The sequence below is a fragment of the Mesorhizobium sp. M0626 genome, from assembly GCF_040320665.1.
Lineage (GTDB): Bacteria > Pseudomonadota > Alphaproteobacteria > Rhizobiales > Rhizobiaceae > Mesorhizobium.
In genome coordinates, this window is sequence record NZ_JAMYQD010000015.1 from 159,206 (window position 1) to 178,865 (window position 19,660).

Sequence of the window (19,660 nt, forward strand, 5' to 3'; positions counted from 1 at the left end):
TCAAGCCTATTGTCCCGCCGGAGCGTCCAGCCTCTGCCGCGACGAATACTCCGTGCCTTGCGAATTCCAGAACAGTCGCACTGCCTTGCCGACCAGGTTTTCGGCAGGAACGAAGCCGACACTGAGCCGGCTATCGGAGGAATTATCCCTGTTGTCGCCAAGCACGAAATAGTGGCCTTCGGGCACGTCGAACACCCGCGTGTTGTCGGTTATTGAATTGTCCGTAAGACTGATGACGGAATAGGAAACGCCGTTGGGGAGGGTTTCACGTTGCAGTCTGGCGCTTTGGGGAGAGTCCTCGGAGCTGTACGGACCAACATCCTCGAGTTTGACCGCCACACCATTGATGCGAAGGATTCCGTCGACCATCTGGATTTTGTCGCCCGGCAGTCCAACGACCCGCTTGACGTAGTCGATGCTCGGATCCGCTGGAAATTTGAACACCACAATATCTCCGCGCTTCGGCTCGGCGGCAAAGATCCGGCCTTCGAAGGGCAGCAGCCCAAGAGGAACACTGTAGCGGCTGTAACCATAGGCAAACTTCGAGACGAAGAAATAGTCGCCGAGTTCCAGCGTTGGTGTCATGCTGCCTGCCGGGGTCGAAAACGGCTGGAAGAGGAATGTGCGGATCGCTAACGCGGCTCCGTAGGAGGTCAGCACGGCCAACAGCAGCACCGAAAGGCCGTGTGAATACCACCGGTTCGGTCTGTATCGTGACGCGAAAGGCACGACGAGCGCTACCCACAGGACCATGAGACCTAAACTGGAGAGATCCACCAGCCAGGCGAGATCGACCCCCGGCAGAACCGGGAATCCCACATATGTCAGCGCAATGCTTATGGCGCTGATCACCACCAGGCTGGCAACCGCCGGCCGGCCGGCGCCGATCCAAAGGAACCCGCCGAACGGACCGCCAAAGGCCGCGATCAGCGCCGTCGTCCACCGGGATCGCGAGGCCGCTTCCGGTTGCGTTGTCTGTTCCGTCATCGGCCACCCCAAATCGATAGACAGCCGGACTGTCGAACAACCAGAAAGCAGGGGCAAGCCCCGATCCGACTGTACCGCCGCAGCCAAATCGCGGTTCCGCCGGCGCCATCGCCTAATACAAGCTCATCTCGCCCTGACTGGCAGCCGGCATGCCGCCACCCGATCTGATCATGCTGGCTGCCCGCCCTGAAATCCCGCCAAGGCCCTGCGCCTATGCGAGACGATCCAGGATGGCGGCCGCAACAAAAAAGCCGGGCTGAGCCCGGCCTTTTCTTCAAGTCATTCTGCGGCTTACGCCGGCAGCAGCGCGCCTTCGAGCGTGGTAAGCTGGCTAAGGAACTGCTCCGCCTTGCTGCGGCTCTGGTCGTCCTTGGCGTCGGCGGCGTCTTCCTTGGCTTCCTGGATGCGGCGGGCGAGATCGGCGCGGTCGATATCGCCGACGGCGACCGCCGATTCGGCGAGCAGCGTGCAGCCGGCAGGGACGATGTCGGCAAAGCCGCCGAACACCACATAGCGCTCTTCCTTGCCGCCGGCGGTCTTCAGCGTGACGACGCCCGGCTTGATCGTGGTCATGACTGGCGCATGGTGCGCCATGACTGTCATTTCACCTTCGGCGCCTGGAATGACGACGGACTCGACCTGCTCGGAAACCAGGAGGCGCTCCGGCGAGACCAGTTCGAACTTGAAAGCTTCAGCCATGTCAATTTAGTGAGTAGGGAATAGTGAGTAGGGAGTAGGGAGAGGACAGCTGTCCTGATCACCCGGCGCTATTCACTACTGACTACTGACTACTCCCTATTGCCTTGATTACGCTGCTTCAGCCGCCAGGCGCTGAGCCTTCTCGACCGCTTCGTCGATGCCGCCGACCATGTAGAAGGCGGCTTCCGGCAGGTGATCGTAGTCGCCGTTGCAGAGGCCCTTGAAGCCCTTGATTGTGTCGGCGAGGTCGACCAGCTTGCCCGGCGCACCCGTAAACACTTCGGCGACGAAGAACGGCTGCGACAGGAAGCGCTCGATCTTGCGGGCGCGGGCCACCGTCTGCTTGTCCTCTTCCGACAGCTCATCCATGCCAAGGATGGCGATAATGTCCTGCAGCGACTTGTAGCGCTGGAGGATCGACTGCACCTGGCGGGCGACGGCATAGTGCTCCTCGCCGACGACCAGCGGATCGAGCATGCGCGAGGTCGAGTCGAGCGGATCGACGGCGGGGTAGATGCCCTTTTCCGAGATCGCGCGGTTGAGCACGGTCGTCGCGTCCAGGTGGGCGAACGAGGTCGCAGGCGCCGGGTCGGTCAAATCGTCGGCCGGCACGTAGATCGCCTGCACCGAAGTGATCGAACCCTTGGTCGTTGTGGTGATGCGTTCCTGCAGCGCACCCATGTCGGTGGCCAGCGTTGGCTGGTAACCCACGGCCGAAGGAATACGGCCGAGCAGCGCCGACACTTCAGAACCGGCCTGCGTGAAGCGGAAGATGTTGTCGACGAAGAACAGCACGTCCTGGCCCTGGTCGCGGAAATATTCGGCGACCGTCAGGCCGGTCAGGCCGACGCGGGCACGCGCGCCCGGCGGCTCGTTCATCTGGCCATAGACCAGTGCCGCCTTGGAGCCTTCGCCGCCGCCCTTCTTGTTGACGCCGGACTCGATGAACTCGTGATAAAGATCGTTGCCCTCGCGGGTGCGCTCGCCGACGCCGGCGAAGACCGAGAAGCCGCCATGCGCCTTGGCGACGTTGTTGATCAGCTCCTGGATCAGAACCGTCTTGCCGACGCCGGCGCCGCCGAACAGGCCGATCTTGCCTCCGCGGGCGTAGGGCGCCAGAAGGTCGAGCACCTTGATGCCGGTGATCAGGATCTGCGCTTCCGTCGACTGTTCGACATAGGTAGGCGCCGGCTGGTGGATGGCGCGCATCTCGATGCCGTCGACCGGGCCTTCTTCGTCGACCGGCTCGCCGATGACGTTGATGATGCGGCCGAGCATGCCCGGGCCGACCGGAACGGTGATCGGCGCGCCGGTGTCATAGACGTCCTGGCCGCGAACCAGGCCTTCGGTGGAATCCATGGCGATGCAGCGCACGGTGTTTTCGCCCAGATGCTGGGCAACTTCGAGCACCAGGCGGTTGCCGACATTGGAGGTTTCGATGGCGTTCAAAATGGCCGGCAGATGATCGCCGAACTGCACGTCGACGACGGCGCCGATGACCTGGCGAACCTTGCCGATGGCGCCGGTCTTCTTGACGGCAACGCTCGTCGTCTTCACTGCCGGGGCCGCGGCCTTGGCGGGCGCGGCCGCCTTCTTGGCCGGAGCGGCCTTCGCCGCTGCTGCCGGAGCCTTTGCGGCCGCCTTGGGGGCCGTCTTCGCGGGGGTCGCTGCTTTCGCCATCGTCTTTACCCTTCTCGTCCTTTGTTTCTCACGCTCCATCAGAAGGTCGATGACCTCCTGGCGGTCGCGCCTAGAGCGCTTCGGCGCCCGAAATGATTTCGATCAGTTCCTTGGTGATCTGCGCCTGCCGCTGGCGGTTATAGGTGATCGACAGTTTGTTGATCATGTCGCCGGCATTGCGCGTTGCATTGTCCATGGCGCTCATTTTGGCGCCCATCTCGCCGGCTGCGTTTTCGAGCAGCGCGCGGAAGACCTGGACCGAGATGTTGCGCGGAATGAGGTCGGTGAGGATCTCGCCCGGCTCCGGCTCGTATTCGTAGACGGCATTGCCACCGGCGGTCGCTTCGGCGGGAGCGGAAGCCACGCCGGCAGGAATGATCTGCTGCGCGGTCGGAATCTGGCTGATCACCGACTTGAACTGCGAATAAAACAGCGTGCAGATATCGAAGCCGCCTTCGCCGAACAGATGGATGATCTTACGGGCGATCGCATCGGCATTGACGAAGCCGAGCTTCTTGACATCGCGCAGGTCGACGCGGTCGATGATCAGCGAGGCATAGTCTCGGCGCAGAATGTCGAAACCCTTCTTGCCGACGCAGATGATCTTGACCTGCTTGCCGTCGGCCAGAAGCCGGCGGATATGGTCGCGGGCCAGACGTGCGATCTGCGAGTTGAAGCCGCCGCACAGGCCGCGCTCGGCGGTGCAGACGACGAGCAGATGCAGATCGTCCTTGCCGGTGCCGGTCATCAGCGCCGGGGCATCGCCGCCGCCGCCGATCGCCTGCGTGATATTGGCCAGCACCGCACCCATCCGCTCGGAATAGGGACGCGCCGCCTCCGCTGCTTCCTGCGCGCGGCGCAGCTTCGCCGCGGCGACCATCTGCATCGCCTTGGTGATCTTCTGCGTCGCCTTGACCGAGGCGATACGGTTACGAAGGTCTTTTAATGAAGGCATGCTTCAAACCTGATCCCGAGCGTCCGGCTTCTTCTCAAGCGAAGGTCTTGGCGAAGGCGTCGATCTCGGCCTTCAGCTTGGCGCGCAGATCGTCCGACAGCGCCTTTTCCTTGCGGATGCCGTCCAGCACGTCCTTGCCGGCCGAGCGCATATGGCTGAGCAGGCCGTGCTCGAACTTGCCGACCTGGTTCAGCGCCAGCTTGTCGAGATAGCCGTTGACGCCGGCGAAGATCACCGTGACCTGCTCCTCGACCTTGAGAGGCGAGAACTGCGGCTGCTTCAACAGTTCGGTCAGGCGCGAGCCGCGGTTGAGCAGGCGCTGCGTGGCGGCGTCGAGATCGGAGCCGAACTGCGCGAACGCAGCCATTTCGCGGTACTGCGCGAGCTCGCCCTTGATCGAGCCGGCGACCTGCTTCATCGCCTTGATTTGCGCCGACGAACCGACGCGCGACACCGACAGGCCGACGTTGACCGCCGGACGGATGCCCTGGAAGAACAGGTTGGTTTCGAGGAAGATCTGGCCGTCGGTGATCGAGATCACGTTGGTCGGGATGTAGGCCGACACGTCGTTGGCCTGCGTCTCGATGATCGGCAGCGCGGTCAGCGAACCGCCACCCAGATCGTCGTTGAGCTTGGCGGCGCGCTCGAGCAGGCGCGAATGCAGGTAGAACACGTCGCCCGGATAGGCTTCGCGACCCGGCGGGCGGCGCAGCAAGAGCGACATCTGGCGATAGGCGACGGCCTGCTTCGACAGATCGTCATAGCTGATCAGCGCATGCATGCCGTTGTCGCGGAAATATTCGCCCATGGTGGCGCCGGTGAACGGCGCCAGGAACTGCATCGGCGCCGGATCGGAAGCTGTGGCGGCGACGATGATCGAATATTCAAGGGCGCCGCGCTCTTCGAGAACCTTCACGAACTGCGCGACCGTCGAGCGCTTCTGCCCGATGGCGACGTAGACGCAGTAGAGCTTTTCCTTTTCCGGCCCGTTGTCGTGCACGGCCTTCTGGTTGAGCATCGTGTCGAGGATGATCGCGGTCTTGCCGGTCTGGCGATCGCCGATGACCAGCTCGCGCTGGCCGCGACCGACCGGGATCAATGCATCGATGGCTTTGAGGCCGGTCGACATCGGCTCGTTGACCGACTTGCGCGGGATGATGCCTGGCGCCTTGACGTCCACGCGCTTGCGTTCGGTCGCCTTGATCGGGCCCTTGCCGTCGATCGGATTCCCGAGCGCGTCGACGACGCGGCCGAGCAGGCCCATGCCGACAGGCGTATCGACAATGGCGCCGGTGCGCTTGACGATGTCGCCTTCCTTGATGTCGCGGTCGGCACCGAAGATGACGACGCCGACATTGTCGGCTTCGAGGTTGAGCGCCATGCCGCGGATGCCGCCGGGGAACTCGACCATTTCGCCGGCCTGGACATTGTCGAGGCCGTAGACGCGAGCGATACCGTCACCGACGGACAGCACCTGGCCGACTTCGGAGACCTCGGCCTCCTTGCCGAAATTCTTGATCTGGTCTTTGAGAATTGCGGAAATTTCCGCGGCGCGAATGTCCATCAGCCGACCTCTTTCAGTGCAAGCTTGAGCGAATTGAGTTTGGTTTTGAGCGACGTATCGATCTGGCGCGAGCCCATCTTGACCACCAGCCCGCCGAGCAGCGACGGATCGACGGTAACAGTGATGGCCACGTCCTTGCCGGCGACGCTTTTCAGCGCGGCCTTGAGTTCCGTCTGCTGGGCAGCCGTCAGTTCATGCGCCGAAGTGACCTCGGCTGATGTCTCACCGCGCTGTTCGGCGGCGATCTTGCGAAAAGCCTTGATCATGCCGGGCACCGCGAAGAGCCGGCGGTTGCGGGCGACGACGCGCAGGAAATTGCCGGTCAGGCCGGTGATGCCGGCCTTGTCGGCGATCGACGCGATTGCCTTGGCCTGGTCCTCGCTGGAGAACACCGGGCTGTTGATGAGGCGCGTCAGGTCGGCGCTGTCATCCAGCATCCTGGCGAAACTGTTGAGGTCGGCCTCGACCTTGGCCACCGAATTCGACTGCCGCGCAAGTTCGAACAGCGAACCCGCGTAGCGTTCTGCGACACCCGAGATTGGCGATGACGATTGAGCCACGGACCGTCTTTTCTCTTGTCTGAGGGGCCGCAGATTGTTGGCGCGAGCAAAAACTCTGGCTAAATCTTTGACCTTACTAAGTTTTTCCAAGCACGGAGGCGCGGCTTCCGCTATCCCCGGCCGAAAGTCGATTGCCGTCTAGCACAGGCATTTTAAGACCGCAATGCGTCGTCCCGCATGCTTTTCGGGCACTATTGTCGCATCCGGCCGCAGAGTTCAACCGAAGCCTTTGGATTGGCTGCCGATTCAGGGCAGAAAGCCGAAGACGAAGGCAAGCGGCAACGCGGCCAGGACGAGTTCGACGACGATCGACGCCCAGTTGAAAGGCGTGTTGGCGCCGTCCGACATCATCGACAGCAAACGGCCAAAAGCGGTGAACAGCCAGGAAAAGCCGAGTGCCATATAGAGCCACGGCTGCGCCAACAGAATGCAGCACAGGCTGACGCCGAGATAGAAGCCCGACATCCGGCCGCGCCCTTCCGCGATTGCCGCTGCCCTTTCGGGCCGGACCTGCAGCCGCAGAATCCGAAATGCCAGCCCTGGCGCGAGGAAAAACAGCAGACCGAGCGCCAAGGTGACGACGGCGCTGGACCAAGCCAGCCATTCGCCCTGGCTGGTCGGCCACGGAAACGCAAATTCCATCTTGCTTTCATCCCCTCACAGCAATGCCGGATGTATTGAATGTCGCTGCAAAAAGAAGTCAAGCGCGCGGCAGTTTTGGCACGCAATTCGTGAAGGAGCGGAAGGCTGTTTAGGCCGCGCGCGCGTCCGGCCAGCATCGTGGCCAACCTGTATTGTCAGGCGACGCCTCACTCCTATCTGCAGGACCGGTTTTGCACAGCCAAAGGCCCCGACACCGATCGCCTTTATTTCCTGACCGGGCACCTCAATCTGGCCGGCACGGAAGCAGATCGATGGAAGCTGAAAGTGGTCGGCAGCGGCAATGTCGCCGTGGCCGCCCAGCCCTGATCTCTGTTTTGGCCCTTCAGGGCAGCATGAATGCGACCGCCGCCTCGGCATGGATGCGCGTGGTGTCGAACACCGGAATGTCGAAATCGCGCTCGCCAATCAACATGGTGATCTCGGTGCAGCCCATGATGACGCCATCGATCTTCTCATCGCGTCGCAGACGGGCGACCTCGTCGATATAGGCCGCCTTCGATGCCGCGCTGACGATGCCCCGGCAGAGCTCGTCGTAGATTACCTGGTGCACCATGTCGCGCCCGGCCTGGTCCGGCACCACGGGCTGCAGCCCGTATTTCTCCGTCAGTCGGCCCTTGTAGAAATCCTGCTCCATGGTGAAGCGGGTCGCCAGCAGCGCCGGCCGCTTGACGCCGGCGCCCTTGACCGCGACGGCCGTGGCGTCGGCAATGTGGATAAGCGGGATCGACACCGCCGCCTGCACCCGGTTGGCGAGCTTGTGCATGGTGTTGGTGCAGATCAAAAGCCCCTCTGCGCCGCCCGCCTCCAGCTTGCGCGCCGCATCCGCCAGCAGCACGCCCGCACTGTCCCAGTCGCCATGATGCTGCCGGTCGGCGATTTCGGCGAAGTCGAAGGAATAGAGCAACAGCTTTGCCGAATGCAGCCCGCTCAGCCGCTCGCGCACGATCTCGTTGAGCAGGCGATAATAGATCGCCGTCGATTCCCAGCTCATGCCGCCGATGAGGCCAAGGGTTTTCATGCGCTGAGCCTCCAGCAGGACCGAACGATCTCTCTCACAGAAAAGCTTTACGGGTCGATGTCAACCTTAACGCGCGCCGTACCACGCTCTTCGGCCCGCCTCCACAAACATCACCGCGCGCCCGATTCGGTCATCCTCGCATTGGCGCCGAGATGATGCAGGCTTTGTGTCGTGTGCCTTGAACTCCAGGCAACCGGCGGATCGGGCAGATCGAGATCGAACTGTGCCCGCCCGAGCAGCGAATTGACGATCTTGGCGCTGCGCCAAGCCATCAGGCTGAGCTGCGGCTCGGCTATGCCATGGCTGAGCCGGCCGGCATTGAGCGCGTAGATCCGGCGGTCGTCGGGCCCGTCCCATTCGACCTCGAAGCTGGCGTTGAGCCTGTAATGACCGCGCTCGTCCAGCGCGATCCTGTTCATGAGCGGCGCCATGCAATCAGGAATGGCAAAGGCATAGCCGGTGGCCAGAACCACCGCATCGACGGTGCGCGTCTCGATGGCGCCGTCGAAGCCGTTGCGCATGATCAGCCGGTATTCGCTGCCTTCCCGCGTCACGTTCAGCACTTCGCGGTGCGGCGTCATGTTGACCGCCGTCGTTTCCTCCGAGAGGTGCCGCAGCGTGTAAAGCTGGCGATAGATCGCCTTCAGTGTGCTCGTCGATGCGCCGTCACCGGCAAGCAGTTGCTGTTCCAGGATCGTCTCACGCCGCCCTTGCGGCAGCCGATGGAAGCTTTCGACATAGCCCGGCGTGAAGAGTTCGTCGGTGAAAGGCGAGTCGTCCAGTGGCAGGAAATTCGGCCGCATCGAGATCCACTCGATTTCGCGGCCGGCGAAGCGGTCGGAGGAGATCAGATGCAGAAGCACTTCGGCGCCGCTCTGGCCACCGCCGATCACGGCGACACGCTGTCCGCTCAGGCGATCGAGGCGGTTGGCGGCCTGGGCGTTGTGGAAGCATTGATCGGAGGCCGCCGCCCGCGCCCAGGCGGGGATGTTGGGCACCAGCCCGACGGCAATGGCGAGATTGCGCGCGTTCACCTGCTCGCGGCCGATACGCAGCCTGAAATTCGTTCCGTCGAAGTCGATCCGGTCGACGGCGCTGGCGAAGCGCAGCGAAGACAAGTTCTCGCCGACCCATCCGAGATAGCGGGCGAATTCCGGCCGCGGGATGGCTGAGAAATCCGCGTTGAGGAATTCATAGAACCGCTTCTGCGCGACCAGATAGGACATGAACGACCATGGGCTGGTCGGATGCGTCGCGGTGACGAGATCCTTGAGGAAGGATGTCTGCAGTTCGACGCCCGGCAGCATCATGCCCGGGTGCCATTCGAGCCGCGTCGCCCTGTCGAAGAAGCGCGCGTCGACGCCGTCCACCGCATCGAGATGGGCGGCGAGGCTGAGGTTGAACGGCCCGATGCCGATGCCGGCGAGGTCAAGCGTATGGGTCATGGCGAACTCCTTGTGGAGCTGGCTGGGCTGATGGGAGATCGCCGGGCTGACTCGGGGTTAAGCGGATTGTCGAGCGGTGTGCCGAGGTCAGGCAGAGGGCGTTCGCCGCTGTCGCCGTACCCGATCGCGAACCGCACCTTGTTGATGGCGATGCGCGGAATCTTGGGCGCAAACAGATCGAAAAGCGCGAACCGTTCCGCCAGTTCAGGGTTCTGCGCCTGGTAGCGCCGGATGGCGCCGGCGAGGATGGCATAGAAAATCCTCTCGTCGAAGCGGTCCCAGGCGGCCAGCGCCTCGGACAGGAAGCGCAGGACGCTGACGATGTGGCCGGTCTGCAAATGCTGGAGAAGATGCGCCGGCGGCCGGCGCTTCAGCGTCGACAGGATTTTTCCGTCGAGGTCGGCCAGTTCGGGAAACGGCTGGTCGACGAGATCGAGGTCGCCCTGAAAGTCCTTGACCGCCACGCCGACGGGCGTCGCGCCATCGAGGATGATGGTGACGTTCTGGCCATGGGCGATGAAGCCGACGCCGTAACGACACATGAAGTGGTAGAGCGGCACGAAGGCCGTGGAGAACAGGCGATCGAGCCATGCCTCCGGACCAAGGCCGGATTGCTCGATCAAGGCGCTGGCGATCGGCCTGCCATGCGCGTCGCGCTGCGGCAGGGCGCCCATCATCATCGGCCGCTGGCCCGCCGGCAGATCCTTTTCGGGGCTTTCGCGCCAGATGGCGCCCAGCATCTCGCAAAATTGGTAGGGCGCGCCTTCAACGCCGGTGTAGTGCGGGTGCGGATAGAAGGCGCCGGCGACTTCCCTCAGCACCTTGACGTCCTTGAGCACCGGGTCCGCGGCCGCCACCGTGGCCAGCCAGCGCGACAGATCGGCGCCGATCGCCATGTATTTGCCCGGCACGCCGCGCCACGCTGAGGCGTTGAGGACGGTCAGCGGCAGCTTGACGTGCAGCGCCTCGGGCCGTGCCACATTGGCAAGCGTGCGCAGCGACTGCAAGGGCAGGAACGGATCGCCGAACTGGCCAAGCGGCACCAGCCGGCCGGCGGCGATCTCGCTACCATATTGCGAGGCGATCATCGCCTGCCACTGCCAGGGGTGGACCGGCAGCAGCCTATGCGTCGATCGCGAGATCCCGGCGGCGCTGAAAGCCGCTTCGAGCCTTGCGCGCTCGTAGTCGCCGAGTGCGGCCTGCAGCAGCGCCTCTTCGTCGAGCCCGCAGTCAAGCGCCAGCAGGCAGCGATCGCTGGCGGCGGCAAGCCAGAAGAGCTGGAATGCGGTGGCCGATTCTGGCGCGTAGCGCTCGAAGTCGTCCCGTCCCCAGCCAAGCCGTCCCTTGTTGGCAGGGGCCTTCGGATGGCCGTCGAGCAATGCCTGCAACTCGGTATCCGGCAGCGCGGCTAGATCGGCGGCCGGTCGATTGCCGCGTGCCTTGGCGATCCGCATGTCGGCCATCAGCGTGTTGTAAAGCTCCTTCGCATAGGTGCAGAATGTTGCCGGCGACATGCCGAGCGTCTCGCGCGCGTCGGCGAAGAAGGCGACCGCATCGTCGACCGGCAGCTCGATGCCGGCGTCGCGAGTCAGCGTCTCCGGACGGACGGCGATCTGGCCCCACAGGCGCCGCGTCGCGGCAAAGCGATAGGTCACGCCGGGGCCGGGCGTCAGCTCCCATCGGCCGGGCGAAAGCTCGCGCGGCGACAGGCACTCCTCGAAGGTCAGTTCGGAAATGGCCTTGGCGACGGCGTCGCGGTTGATCGCGGCCCAGCGTGTCGCCTCCCCCGCTTTGGCAATCGGTTGCTGCACCGTCACAGCGGCACCTCGCGGAAGAAGCGCTCGCGTTCGCAGCAGACCAGCGCCGCGCGCTTGTGCGGGAAGTCGAACTCCTTGACTTTGTCGTAGGCGGCGCCGGCGCAATAGCTCAGCATCTTCTGGTGCGCGGCGCGTGGCTCGCCGACGACGCGCTGCGTGCGCGGCTCGTCGAGGAACAGATAGTGGGTGACGGAGCGGAACAGTGACAGCGTCTTCGGCCGGCCGAGATGGCGCATATTGCCGATCAGCCCATGCCAGCCGCGGTCCCAGTCGTGCGGCTCATAATAGGGCCCGAGCCGGTCCTCCTTGGCCCAGTAGAACTCGAAATAGCCGGTCGGCTCGCCGTCGAAGCTGGCGATGACGCCGAAAATATGCGGATCGCTTTCCTGCTCGGCGAGATATTTGTCGAGATCCTCATGGCTCTGGGCAAGTTCCCAGAAGAAGGCGACGCGGCCATCGTTCATCCAGCGATGGAAGAGGTCGAGATCGGTCCGGCGGTCGATCGGCCGCAGCGACACGGTGAGGCCGATTTCCGGAATCCAGCGTTCGTACATCGGGCCGCAGGGGCGCGGTTGGCGCAATGGCGGCAGCCGGTCTTCCGGGCCGATAGCGGTCGTAAATGCCGGATAGGTGACATGCGAGGCCTGGCTGCGCCACAGCAGCGGCAGCTGGCGCAGGACCGAGCGATGAATGACGGCGCGCTCCGGTTCGCCTGCGGCCGTCTCGGTGGCCAGCGCCGAAACCGGCCACAGCGTCTTGGCCGCCGGCAGGAAGGCGCAGTCGAAGGAAGGATGCAGGCGCAGCGCGGCGTCGACGAGACCTGCCAGGATTTGCGGTTGGTCGAGGCGGCCGCCAATGAACGCGACATCGTCGATGAGCAGGCGGCCATCCGCGATGGAGATGCGGGCCTGTCCCACCGCTGTTCCCTCAGCGTTGACCAGGCTGACATGGCCATCGCCGGCACAAATGGCGAGCGGCTCCGCGGCCGAGGCCAGATGCTGCCATCCTTCGTTGCCGGCGACGGTGGCGGGTGACCAGTTTTTCGCAGCCTCGATGTTCATGCGTATTCTCTCACATGCAGGGGGTTGGGAAGCTCGACGTAACCGGCCAGCGGATCGGTCACCTCGGTGTTCTCATTGATGTCGCGCAGCGCGATCAGGAAATTGCCCTTGGCGGCGAGCGTCGGCGCGTTGAGCAAATAGTCGACGCAGGACCGGTCAGCCATCGGCGTGGCGGCCAGCCGCTCGAGCGAGCGGCGGAATATCGCCAGCAGATCGTCTTCGTTGGTGAGGCCAGCGGCGGCAAGGGCTGCGACGGCGGCGAAAGCGCCATTGACGACCAGATAGTAGCCGAACAGCTTCGCGGCCGCTTCCGCTGGGAAGACATGATCGCCCGCCTGACCAGCCTCGGGCGCGAATTCGCGCAGCCTGGGCAGGAATTCCTCGACATAACCGGTGCCCTGGCAGTCGCGAAAATAGAGCGCATTCGGCCAGCCGCCGGCGAGGCCGACGACGAGGTTTTGCTGATGGGCGCCGAACAGCAGGCCGAATTCCGAGAAGGCAACGATAAACGGCTCGATGGCGGCATGAAGGAAACGCTCGAACCACAAACGCGCCGTTTCCTCGACAGGTCGCTTCTCGTCGCGGGCGATACGGTGGACCAGGTCGGACAGATGGCTTTCGGTACGGCCGGGATGGCGCTCGCAAAGCGCGCCGAGAACGGCAGCCGGCGGATTGCCCGTGCCGCGAAACGGATTTTCGCGAAACGAGACGATGGTATCCGTCATCAGCCGGCCGTCTTCGTCACGCAGGCCGAACCAGGCGGGCTCACCCAGCACCGTCATGGTCGGGCAGCGCCGCTGCAAGGCATAGCCGAGCTTGCCCTTGACCAGCCGGTGCACCGAAAGGCCGCGCCGGCACTCATGCTCCTCGACGATGCGCCTGGAATTGGTCAGGCGCAGGCTGAGCGAGAATTTCAGCATCCACTCGGCTTCAGACGAATGAACCGTGCGCAGCGAGGTCGTGGCCCGCCACGCTGGTCCGCCGAGCCCAACATCGACGATACGACCGGCGCGAAACAGGCGCTCGACGCGGTCTTCCAGCATGAGCCGTACGGCCTGCCACGGATGCATCGGAACGAGAACCTTGCCCTGTTGCTTGCCAGCCCGAGCAAGCAGCTGCGGATCGCTGGCGGCAAGCCCGCGGACCATCTCGGTGACATCTAGCGGCTCGACGCTGCCTCCAGTGAGGATGGTCGGGTCGACGGCCCACCAGCGCAGTTTGAACGCATTGCAGTATTCATGCCCGAAGCGCGCGGAATCCGTGTGCGTGAACTCTTCGCGACTCATCGGCGCCGGATGCACGGCATGGCCGAAGCGCAGGGCGCTTTCGGCATCGATGAAATCAGGATCGCCTTCGGAGAAGGGCCGCGACGATCCACGCGCCGCAGTCGCGTCAGCGATTGCGGCGATGCTGGCCAGGCTGCGGCGCAGGAAGGTCAGTCGGCTTTTCGCTGTCGCCCGGCCGGCAATGTCGGGATCCGCCAGGATCAGCGCCAAAAGGCTGAAAAGGTCGATCTCGGTCGCTTCGCCATCGGCCCCCTCGTTACTAATATCGAGGCGCCAGAGCGGCATCGCTAAATCGTGGTAACCAACCTTCGAGCGATGCCGCGCCTCGACGAGCACCGCCGCGCGCGAGGCAGGGAAATTCAGACGCAGCACGGCTGCCTGCGGCCGAAACAGCCCGGTTTGCCTGGCGTCGACGAATTCCCAGCTATCCCATTCCCGCAGCAACGCATTGAGTAACGGGCTTAATGCAGAGAAAGATTCTGGTTTTACTTGTTCCATGTGCATCCTCCATAAATCCCAATAACTGCATGCATTGCATTTATACGTTGTCGTCTTTAAACATTTCTGTTGATTATCTATTCTGAACAAGAAATAAGCTTGGTCTTGTGACGACCCGTATGAAAAATCGATCTTCGCTTCTGCGCCGCCTGGCAACCGCGGTCTCGGCAATCGGCTTCGGCCAGTCGGCCTTCGTATCGCTCGTTCCCCTGGTGATGGAGCGGCTGAGGCTCGACACGTTTGCCATCGGCGCGGCAACTGCTGTCGGCGCGGCGGCCTTTCTGGTCGGCTCGCCGCTGTGGGGTCGCATGGGCGAGCGGCTTGGCCATGCCAGGCTGCTGCGCTTGCTCGGCCTCGCCATGCTGGCCGGCCAGGCGGTGTTCGCCATTCTGCTGATAGCCGGCACGGGAGCCGCGCTGGGCATCGCTTTGCTGATGCTTTCGCGAACCGTGTACGGTTTTGCCGCGTCCGGCGTCATGCCGACGGCGCAGGTCTGGGCCAGCCGCTCGGTTGCCGATGACAGGCGACAGGCCGCGCTGGGACTGCTTGGCGCCGGCGTCAGCATGGGGCGGCTGGCCGGCGCGCTGGCGGCAACGGCTGCCGTCCTGTCGCCGCTGCTGCCGCCCATCCTGTTCCTGTTCAGCCCGCTGTTGCTGTGGCTCGCGCGGGGCAAAGGGGAAGCCGGCGGACGGACCGACGGCAGGGCGGCCGACGTCGGCCGAGGAATATCGCCCTTCGATCGCCGCGCTCTGCCTTGCCTGGCGATGGGCTTGTGCCTGACGCTCGGCTTCGGACAGGTGCAGATGATGCTCGGCCCGATGACCCAGCAGCGTTTTGGCCTTGGTGCGACGCAGGCCACGACGTTGACCGGCCTGGCCCTGATGCTGGTCGCCGTCGTCATGGTTCTGGTCCAGGGACTGCTCATGGCGCGCCTGCGGCTGGCGGAGCGCAACAGCGTCATCGTCGGCTGTCTCATGGTTTGCGTCGGCATGACGGCGCTGGCCGTCACGGCCAGCCATGTTGCCTCGGCAGCGTCTCTGGTGGTGGCAGCGGCCGGCATTGCGCTGGCTACACCCGGCTACACCGCCTGGCTGATGAAGCGCCTGGAGCCCGGCGAGCAGGGCGCGGCGGCCGGCTGGCTCACCAGCACCCATGTGCTCGGCCAGAGCATCGGCGCATTGGCCGGCGGCTTCGCCTTCACGCTCTGGCCCTTTGCGCCGCTGGCCGGCTGCGCCGCGCTGGCTCTGGCCGCCGCCGGTCTTGCAGCCATGATTCATAAGCACTAGCGAACCCGCGCTCATTCGGCGACCTCCGGCAGCGGCATCGGCGTTCCTGGCTGGGTCTTTGCGGCATCGGCGAAATGGGCATTCAGCATGCGATAGGTCGCCACCACGGCGATGCCCGACAGCACTGTCGCCAGGGTGAACAACGCGGAGTAGCCGAGCATGTCGGCAAGGCGGCCGGCAAGCATGGAGCCGACGAGGTAGACGATGAGCTGGGCGCAGGACAGGATGGTGAAATCGGTGCCGGGTTGGTCCGACGACGTGACGGACATGAACAGGCTGTAGAGCGCCACGATCTCCATGTAGCGCACCAGCGTCTGCAGGAACGAGGCGCCGAAGATCGGCCAGAAGCCGGCGATAGCGCCGAAAGCGTGCAGCGCGAAGATCAGGAAGCAGATGGTTCGCAGCGCGCCGAGCAGGCCGAGCACCGAGGCGGCGCCCCTGTTGTGCAGCAGCCACGCCGCCAGCGCCGAGCCGCCGAGCCCGACGGTGAGCGCGGCACCGCCCGAGAGATAACCGATGATATCGAGCGGCACGCCGGCATCGACGAGATAGGAGCCTTCCATCGACTTCACCAGCCCCTCGCTGGCGCGGTAGATGAGCGCGATCCACAGGATCTGGCGTGCCTCCGGCCGGCGCAGAAAGCGCAGGATCGAGGGGCGGTCGATGGCCGCCTGCGGCGCGCTGGCGACGGGATCGGTCTCGCGCATGGCGAAGGCGGCGACCAGCGGGATGATGGACAGCGCGGCCACCATGGCCACCATGGTTTGCCAGCCGGCATGATGATAAGCCAACAGGCCGAGCGTGCCGCCGAGAACGACGCCGAGCGCGACGGCGCCGCCCTGGATCGCATTGCCGATCGGCCTGTCCTTCGGGTCGAGATATTTGGCCGCGTAGCCGTCGGTGGCGATGTCCTGGGTCGACATCAACAGGCTCACGACAAGGCCGACGGCAAAGATACCGGCGACATCGGTCGGCTCGATCCAAAGCATGGCGGCGATGCCGGCGATGACGCCGATCTGGGTGATGATGACCCAGCCGGCGCGATGGGCGCGGGCCATTGGCCGAAAGCGGTCGACCAGCGGCGCCCATAGGAATTTCAGCACCAGCGGCAGCATCAGCAGCGCGATCAAGCCAATGGCGGTGCGCGACACGCCCTGCTCGCGCAGGATCGGCGGGATCGCCGCGGCAAACAGATAGCTCGGGATGGCCTGCGCCAGATAAAGGCAGGCGAGAACGACGAAAAGCCGCAGGCGCGGAAGCCCGGCGGGCGCCGGCCGGTCTGCGTCGGCGCTCATTTGACATAGTCCTTCGGTGCGTAACCGTTCAGGAAGGCGCCGGCCTCCGCCCGGCTGCGGGTGACGAGCACTGGAAAGCCGAACAGGCTTTGCCAGACGCGCTGCATGTTCTCGTCGGCGGCGGGGCGCACCAGCGCACAGGCGCGGCAGGCTTTTTCGAGCTGCTCGCGTTCCGCCTTGTACCAGAGGTTTTGCGCCTTGCGCCGGGCGTCGCTCAGCGCGATCTCGATGCGGATATCAACCAGGAGCACGAACGGCTCCCGTTCCTGCGAAAGGCGGCCGAGCGCCTCGATATAGCGCGCGCCATCCGCCGGATCGGCTGGCGCTTCTGCCAGCAGCGAGACTAATGCACCGTTTCGTTGGAGAGACACCGCCACCGCCGCCCCTCAGAATGTGATCTGGTAGGACAGAGCGACCGAACGTCCCAGACCCGGAACGTCGGCGCCGCGGGTCGCCGATGCGGAAGGGTTGATGTAGTAGGTGTCGAACACATTGCGCACGGCAAGGTTCAGCACGCTTTCATTGCCGAACGTCTTCGAGACGGCGAGATTGACCAGTGCTGCACCGTCCAGTTCCTGGGTGGCGATGCGGTCGCGTCCGGAAAACAGCTCCAACTCGCTGCGCAGGGTCAGCTCGTTCTCGAAACGGGTGGTGAGATAGACCAGGCCCTTGTAGGTCGAGGGGACACGGTTGTTCGGCAGATACTCGTTCGCTTCGATGTGGCCGTCGTGATCCGCGTCGTATTTGCCTTCGACATAGCCGACCGATCCGCCCAGCGTGAACATGCCGCTGAGGTCTGCCTCGAGATTGGCTTCGACGCCCCAGATACGTTCCTTCTGCTGCGATACCCGGTTGTTGACGATGTCGTAGCTGACGCCGTTGTCCGAGGTCGACAGATAGGTGCTGACGCCGCCGCGATAGTCGCCCCAATCGCCGCGCAGACCGGCTTCCCAGGTGTTCACCAGCTGGGGTTCAGGCGCGATATCGGCATAGCTGATCGCATAATCCGGCGCGTTGGTGCACGGCAGCAGCGGCCGGATGGCGGTGCCATAGGCGTCGCAGGTTTCGGCGTTGGAGTTCAACCCGGCCCGGCGGGTGAAGCCGCCAATGTCGGTCAGGCTGTAGCCTTGCGAGAAATTGCCGAAAAGCTGCATCCTTTCGGTCAGATCGTAGACGGCGCCGGCGTTGAAGGTGACGGCGTCGTAGTCGAACGAGCCGCCGGTCACCCGGATCGCCGGCAGGCCGATAATGTTGCGGCCGAGCAGAACGGCAGCGGCAGGCCGGGTGAAGTCTTCAACATTGAGATAAAACTGGTCGTAGCGCGCGCCGCCGCTGATGCGAAAGCGATCCGTCACCGGAATTTCGCCTTGCGCAAACAAGGCAACCGAGTTCTGGGTCGTGGGCGAGATGGCGTCCTGACCGTTGGTCAGCTGCTGATCGGTGGCATCGAAGACGTAGTCGGCGCCCCAGGTCAGCGTGCTGCCCTGAGTGATAAAGTTCATCGGCGTGTTGACGGTCAGGTTGACGCCGCTGCGCCGCGATTGCAGCGCCGTCTGGTTGAAGTCGGCGGTCGGGTCGGTACCCGGCGGCAGGATCACCGGCCGCGTCGGGTTCGTCGGTAAATACACCTGGCTGTTGACGGCCGAGAATTTGGTAAAGGGCGACTGCTTGAAGATGTCGTTGTAGAACGCCTTGACCTCGAGGTTTCCGAGCGCGAAGTCGCTGTCGGTGTATTTGGCGGTCAGATATTTCGAATCTTCCTTCAGCGGCTTGCCTTCATAGGGATCGCCGAAATCCGGGGAGACGGGATTGGTCGTGTAATCGGTGAACCAGTGCGGCTTCTGGTTGGCATAGGTCCAGTCGACGCTGGCCTCGAAGCGCCTGGAATCGAACTGGTAGCCGGCCACGCCGAACAGATTGCCCGTGCCGGTGCGGTCGCCGCCGCCTTGGCCAAGCATGGCGTCCGAAGCCACCTCGTTGCCGTGGCCGTCATAGGTGCGACGCGACAGATCGCCGGACGCCGAGAAGAAATAGTCGAAATCGCCTTTCTTGCCCTCGACCGAGACGCTGGTGCTGGGCCCGGCCGATTTGCCGGGGTTTTCGGTGAAGGCGGTGACGCCGGTGCGCACTGTCACCTTCGGCTTGTCGCTATCGCCGCGCTTGGTGATGAAGTTGATCGTGCCGCCGGTGGCCCCGGCGCCATAAAGGCTGGACGCGCCATTGATGACTTCGATGCGCTCGACCGAATTCAGGTCGATCATCGACAGGATGCGTGAGACGTCCCGCAGCGGTGTGTTGCGCGGCACACCGTCGACCATGATGAGAACGCTGCGCCCGCGGAAGGTTTCCGAAGCGCCGGAAATGGTCTGGTTGCGTGGCGCGTAGCCGGGGACGATGCGGCTGATCAGGGTCGCGGCGTCGATATTTTCCTGCGTTGCTTCCTCGACCTGTTGCCGTTCCACGACCTGAACGGACTGGGCAACGCTGGAAATCGACCTTTCATTGCGGCCGGTGACCAGGATCTGATCGAGCACGGTGGCTCCCTGCTGGTCCGTCGGAGCGGCTTCCTGGGCAAATGCCGCGCCTGCCATAATCGACGAACCCAAAGCCGATGACCAAAGAAGCGTACTGAAAAATCTGCGCATGCTGTCCCCATCCATGCCCTGGTCCCCAGCGCCAGAGCGGAAAGGCCCAGGTATAATTCATGATAAAACGAGTCAACATTTATTTTGTGGCTTTTCAAATCAGGATTAGTCAGCGAACGGATGAGAGCCGGGTACATGAACGGCGCGCATTTTAGCCGGCACTAAGATGCTGAGTTTTCTTGACAAACGGCTTACGGGCGG

Annotated in this window: 17 protein-coding genes; 2 read left to right on the forward strand and 15 right to left on the reverse strand. The window is 63.9% G+C overall.

Features of this window, described 5'->3' with window-relative positions; all coding sequences use genetic code 11:
- Window positions 1-6: 6 nt before the first annotated feature.
- The 7 genes from lepB to NKI37_RS20540 form a co-directional block, all read right to left on the reverse strand.
- Window positions 7-753, reverse strand: a complete 747-nt coding sequence (gene lepB, locus NKI37_RS20510) for a signal peptidase I (protein ID WP_032892998.1) — start codon at window positions 751-753, stop codon at window positions 7-9.
- A 525-nt stretch (window positions 754-1,278) separates the two neighbouring features.
- Window positions 1,279-1,686, reverse strand: coding sequence for a F0F1 ATP synthase subunit epsilon (locus NKI37_RS20515; RefSeq protein ID WP_023668674.1), 408 nt, complete (start codon window positions 1,684-1,686; stop codon window positions 1,279-1,281).
- 108 nt (window positions 1,687-1,794) lie between these two features.
- Window positions 1,795-3,366, reverse strand: coding sequence for a F0F1 ATP synthase subunit beta (atpD, locus tag NKI37_RS20520; RefSeq protein ID WP_023698224.1), 1,572 nt, complete (start codon window positions 3,364-3,366; stop codon window positions 1,795-1,797).
- Between the two features lie 70 nt (window positions 3,367-3,436).
- On the reverse strand, window positions 3,437-4,321 hold the full coding sequence (locus tag NKI37_RS20525) for a F0F1 ATP synthase subunit gamma (RefSeq protein WP_352787091.1): 885 nt from the start codon (window positions 4,319-4,321) through the stop codon (window positions 3,437-3,439).
- Window positions 4,322-4,355: 34 nt separating this feature from the next.
- On the reverse strand, window positions 4,356-5,885 hold the full coding sequence (atpA, locus tag NKI37_RS20530; RefSeq protein ID WP_023684101.1) for a F0F1 ATP synthase subunit alpha: 1,530 nt from the start codon (window positions 5,883-5,885) through the stop codon (window positions 4,356-4,358).
- Window positions 5,885-6,445: a F0F1 ATP synthase subunit delta gene (locus NKI37_RS20535; protein WP_352787093.1), complete on the reverse strand. Its 561-nt coding sequence runs from the start codon at window positions 6,443-6,445 to the stop codon at window positions 5,885-5,887. Before NKI37_RS20535 ends, atpA begins: the two co-directional genes overlap by 1 nt.
- Before the next feature lie 246 nt (window positions 6,446-6,691).
- Window positions 6,692-7,087, reverse strand: coding sequence for an AGROH133_08824 family phage infection protein (locus NKI37_RS20540; protein ID WP_023684099.1), 396 nt, complete (start codon window positions 7,085-7,087; stop codon window positions 6,692-6,694).
- A 138-nt stretch (window positions 7,088-7,225) separates the two neighbouring features.
- On the opposite strand from NKI37_RS20540, the gene NKI37_RS20545 reads away from it, so the two are divergent.
- A complete protein-coding gene (locus tag NKI37_RS20545; protein ID WP_023726136.1) occupies window positions 7,226-7,414 on the forward strand; it encodes a hypothetical protein in 189 nt (62 codons plus the stop codon).
- Between the two features lie 16 nt (window positions 7,415-7,430).
- On the opposite strand, the gene NKI37_RS20550 is transcribed toward NKI37_RS20545, so the two are convergent.
- The 5 genes from NKI37_RS20550 to NKI37_RS20570 all read right to left on the reverse strand — a co-directional run bounded on the left by NKI37_RS20550 (window position 7,431) and on the right by NKI37_RS20570 (window position 14,233).
- Window positions 7,431-8,126 carry an aspartate/glutamate racemase family protein gene (locus NKI37_RS20550; RefSeq protein WP_352787095.1) on the reverse strand — a complete coding sequence of 232 codons (696 nt, stop codon included), beginning with the start codon at window positions 8,124-8,126 and terminating at the stop codon, window positions 7,431-7,433.
- A 110-nt stretch (window positions 8,127-8,236) separates the two neighbouring features.
- The gene (locus tag NKI37_RS20555; RefSeq protein ID WP_023726134.1) at window positions 8,237-9,571 is read right to left on the reverse strand and encodes a lysine N(6)-hydroxylase/L-ornithine N(5)-oxygenase family protein; all 1,335 of its coding nucleotides are present in this window, start codon (window positions 9,569-9,571) and stop codon (window positions 8,237-8,239) included.
- Window positions 9,568-11,388, reverse strand: coding sequence for an IucA/IucC family protein (locus NKI37_RS20560; RefSeq protein WP_352787097.1), 1,821 nt, complete (start codon window positions 11,386-11,388; stop codon window positions 9,568-9,570). Before NKI37_RS20560 ends, NKI37_RS20555 begins: the two co-directional genes overlap by 4 nt.
- On the reverse strand, window positions 11,385-12,449 hold the full coding sequence (locus NKI37_RS20565) for a GNAT family N-acetyltransferase (protein WP_352787099.1): 1,065 nt from the start codon (window positions 12,447-12,449) through the stop codon (window positions 11,385-11,387). The genes NKI37_RS20560 and NKI37_RS20565 overlap by 4 nt, the downstream gene beginning before the upstream one ends.
- Window positions 12,446-14,233 carry an IucA/IucC family protein gene (locus tag NKI37_RS20570; protein ID WP_027050560.1) on the reverse strand — a complete coding sequence of 596 codons (1,788 nt, stop codon included), beginning with the start codon at window positions 14,231-14,233 and terminating at the stop codon, window positions 12,446-12,448. Before NKI37_RS20570 ends, NKI37_RS20565 begins: the two co-directional genes overlap by 4 nt.
- Before the next feature lie 119 nt (window positions 14,234-14,352).
- Between NKI37_RS20570 and NKI37_RS20575 the strand changes: the two genes are divergently transcribed.
- On the forward strand, window positions 14,353-15,519 hold the full coding sequence (locus NKI37_RS20575) for an MFS transporter (protein ID WP_023726130.1): 1,167 nt from the start codon (window positions 14,353-14,355) through the stop codon (window positions 15,517-15,519).
- A gap of 11 nt (window positions 15,520-15,530) precedes the next feature.
- Here the strand turns inward: NKI37_RS20575 and NKI37_RS20580 are convergent, their stop codons facing one another.
- From NKI37_RS20580 to NKI37_RS20590, 3 genes are read right to left on the reverse strand one after another with little or no spacing between them, the layout of a single operon-like run.
- A complete protein-coding gene (locus NKI37_RS20580; RefSeq protein ID WP_023755519.1) occupies window positions 15,531-16,814 on the reverse strand; it encodes an MFS transporter in 1,284 nt (427 codons plus the stop codon).
- The gene (locus NKI37_RS20585; protein WP_156033769.1) at window positions 16,811-17,185 is read right to left on the reverse strand and encodes a hypothetical protein; all 375 of its coding nucleotides are present in this window, start codon (window positions 17,183-17,185) and stop codon (window positions 16,811-16,813) included. The genes NKI37_RS20580 and NKI37_RS20585 overlap by 4 nt, the downstream gene beginning before the upstream one ends.
- 15 nt (window positions 17,186-17,200) lie before the next feature.
- Window positions 17,201-19,405: a TonB-dependent receptor gene (locus NKI37_RS20590; protein WP_050485870.1), complete on the reverse strand. Its 2,205-nt coding sequence runs from the start codon at window positions 19,403-19,405 to the stop codon at window positions 17,201-17,203.
- Window positions 19,406-19,660: the final 255 nt, after the last annotated feature.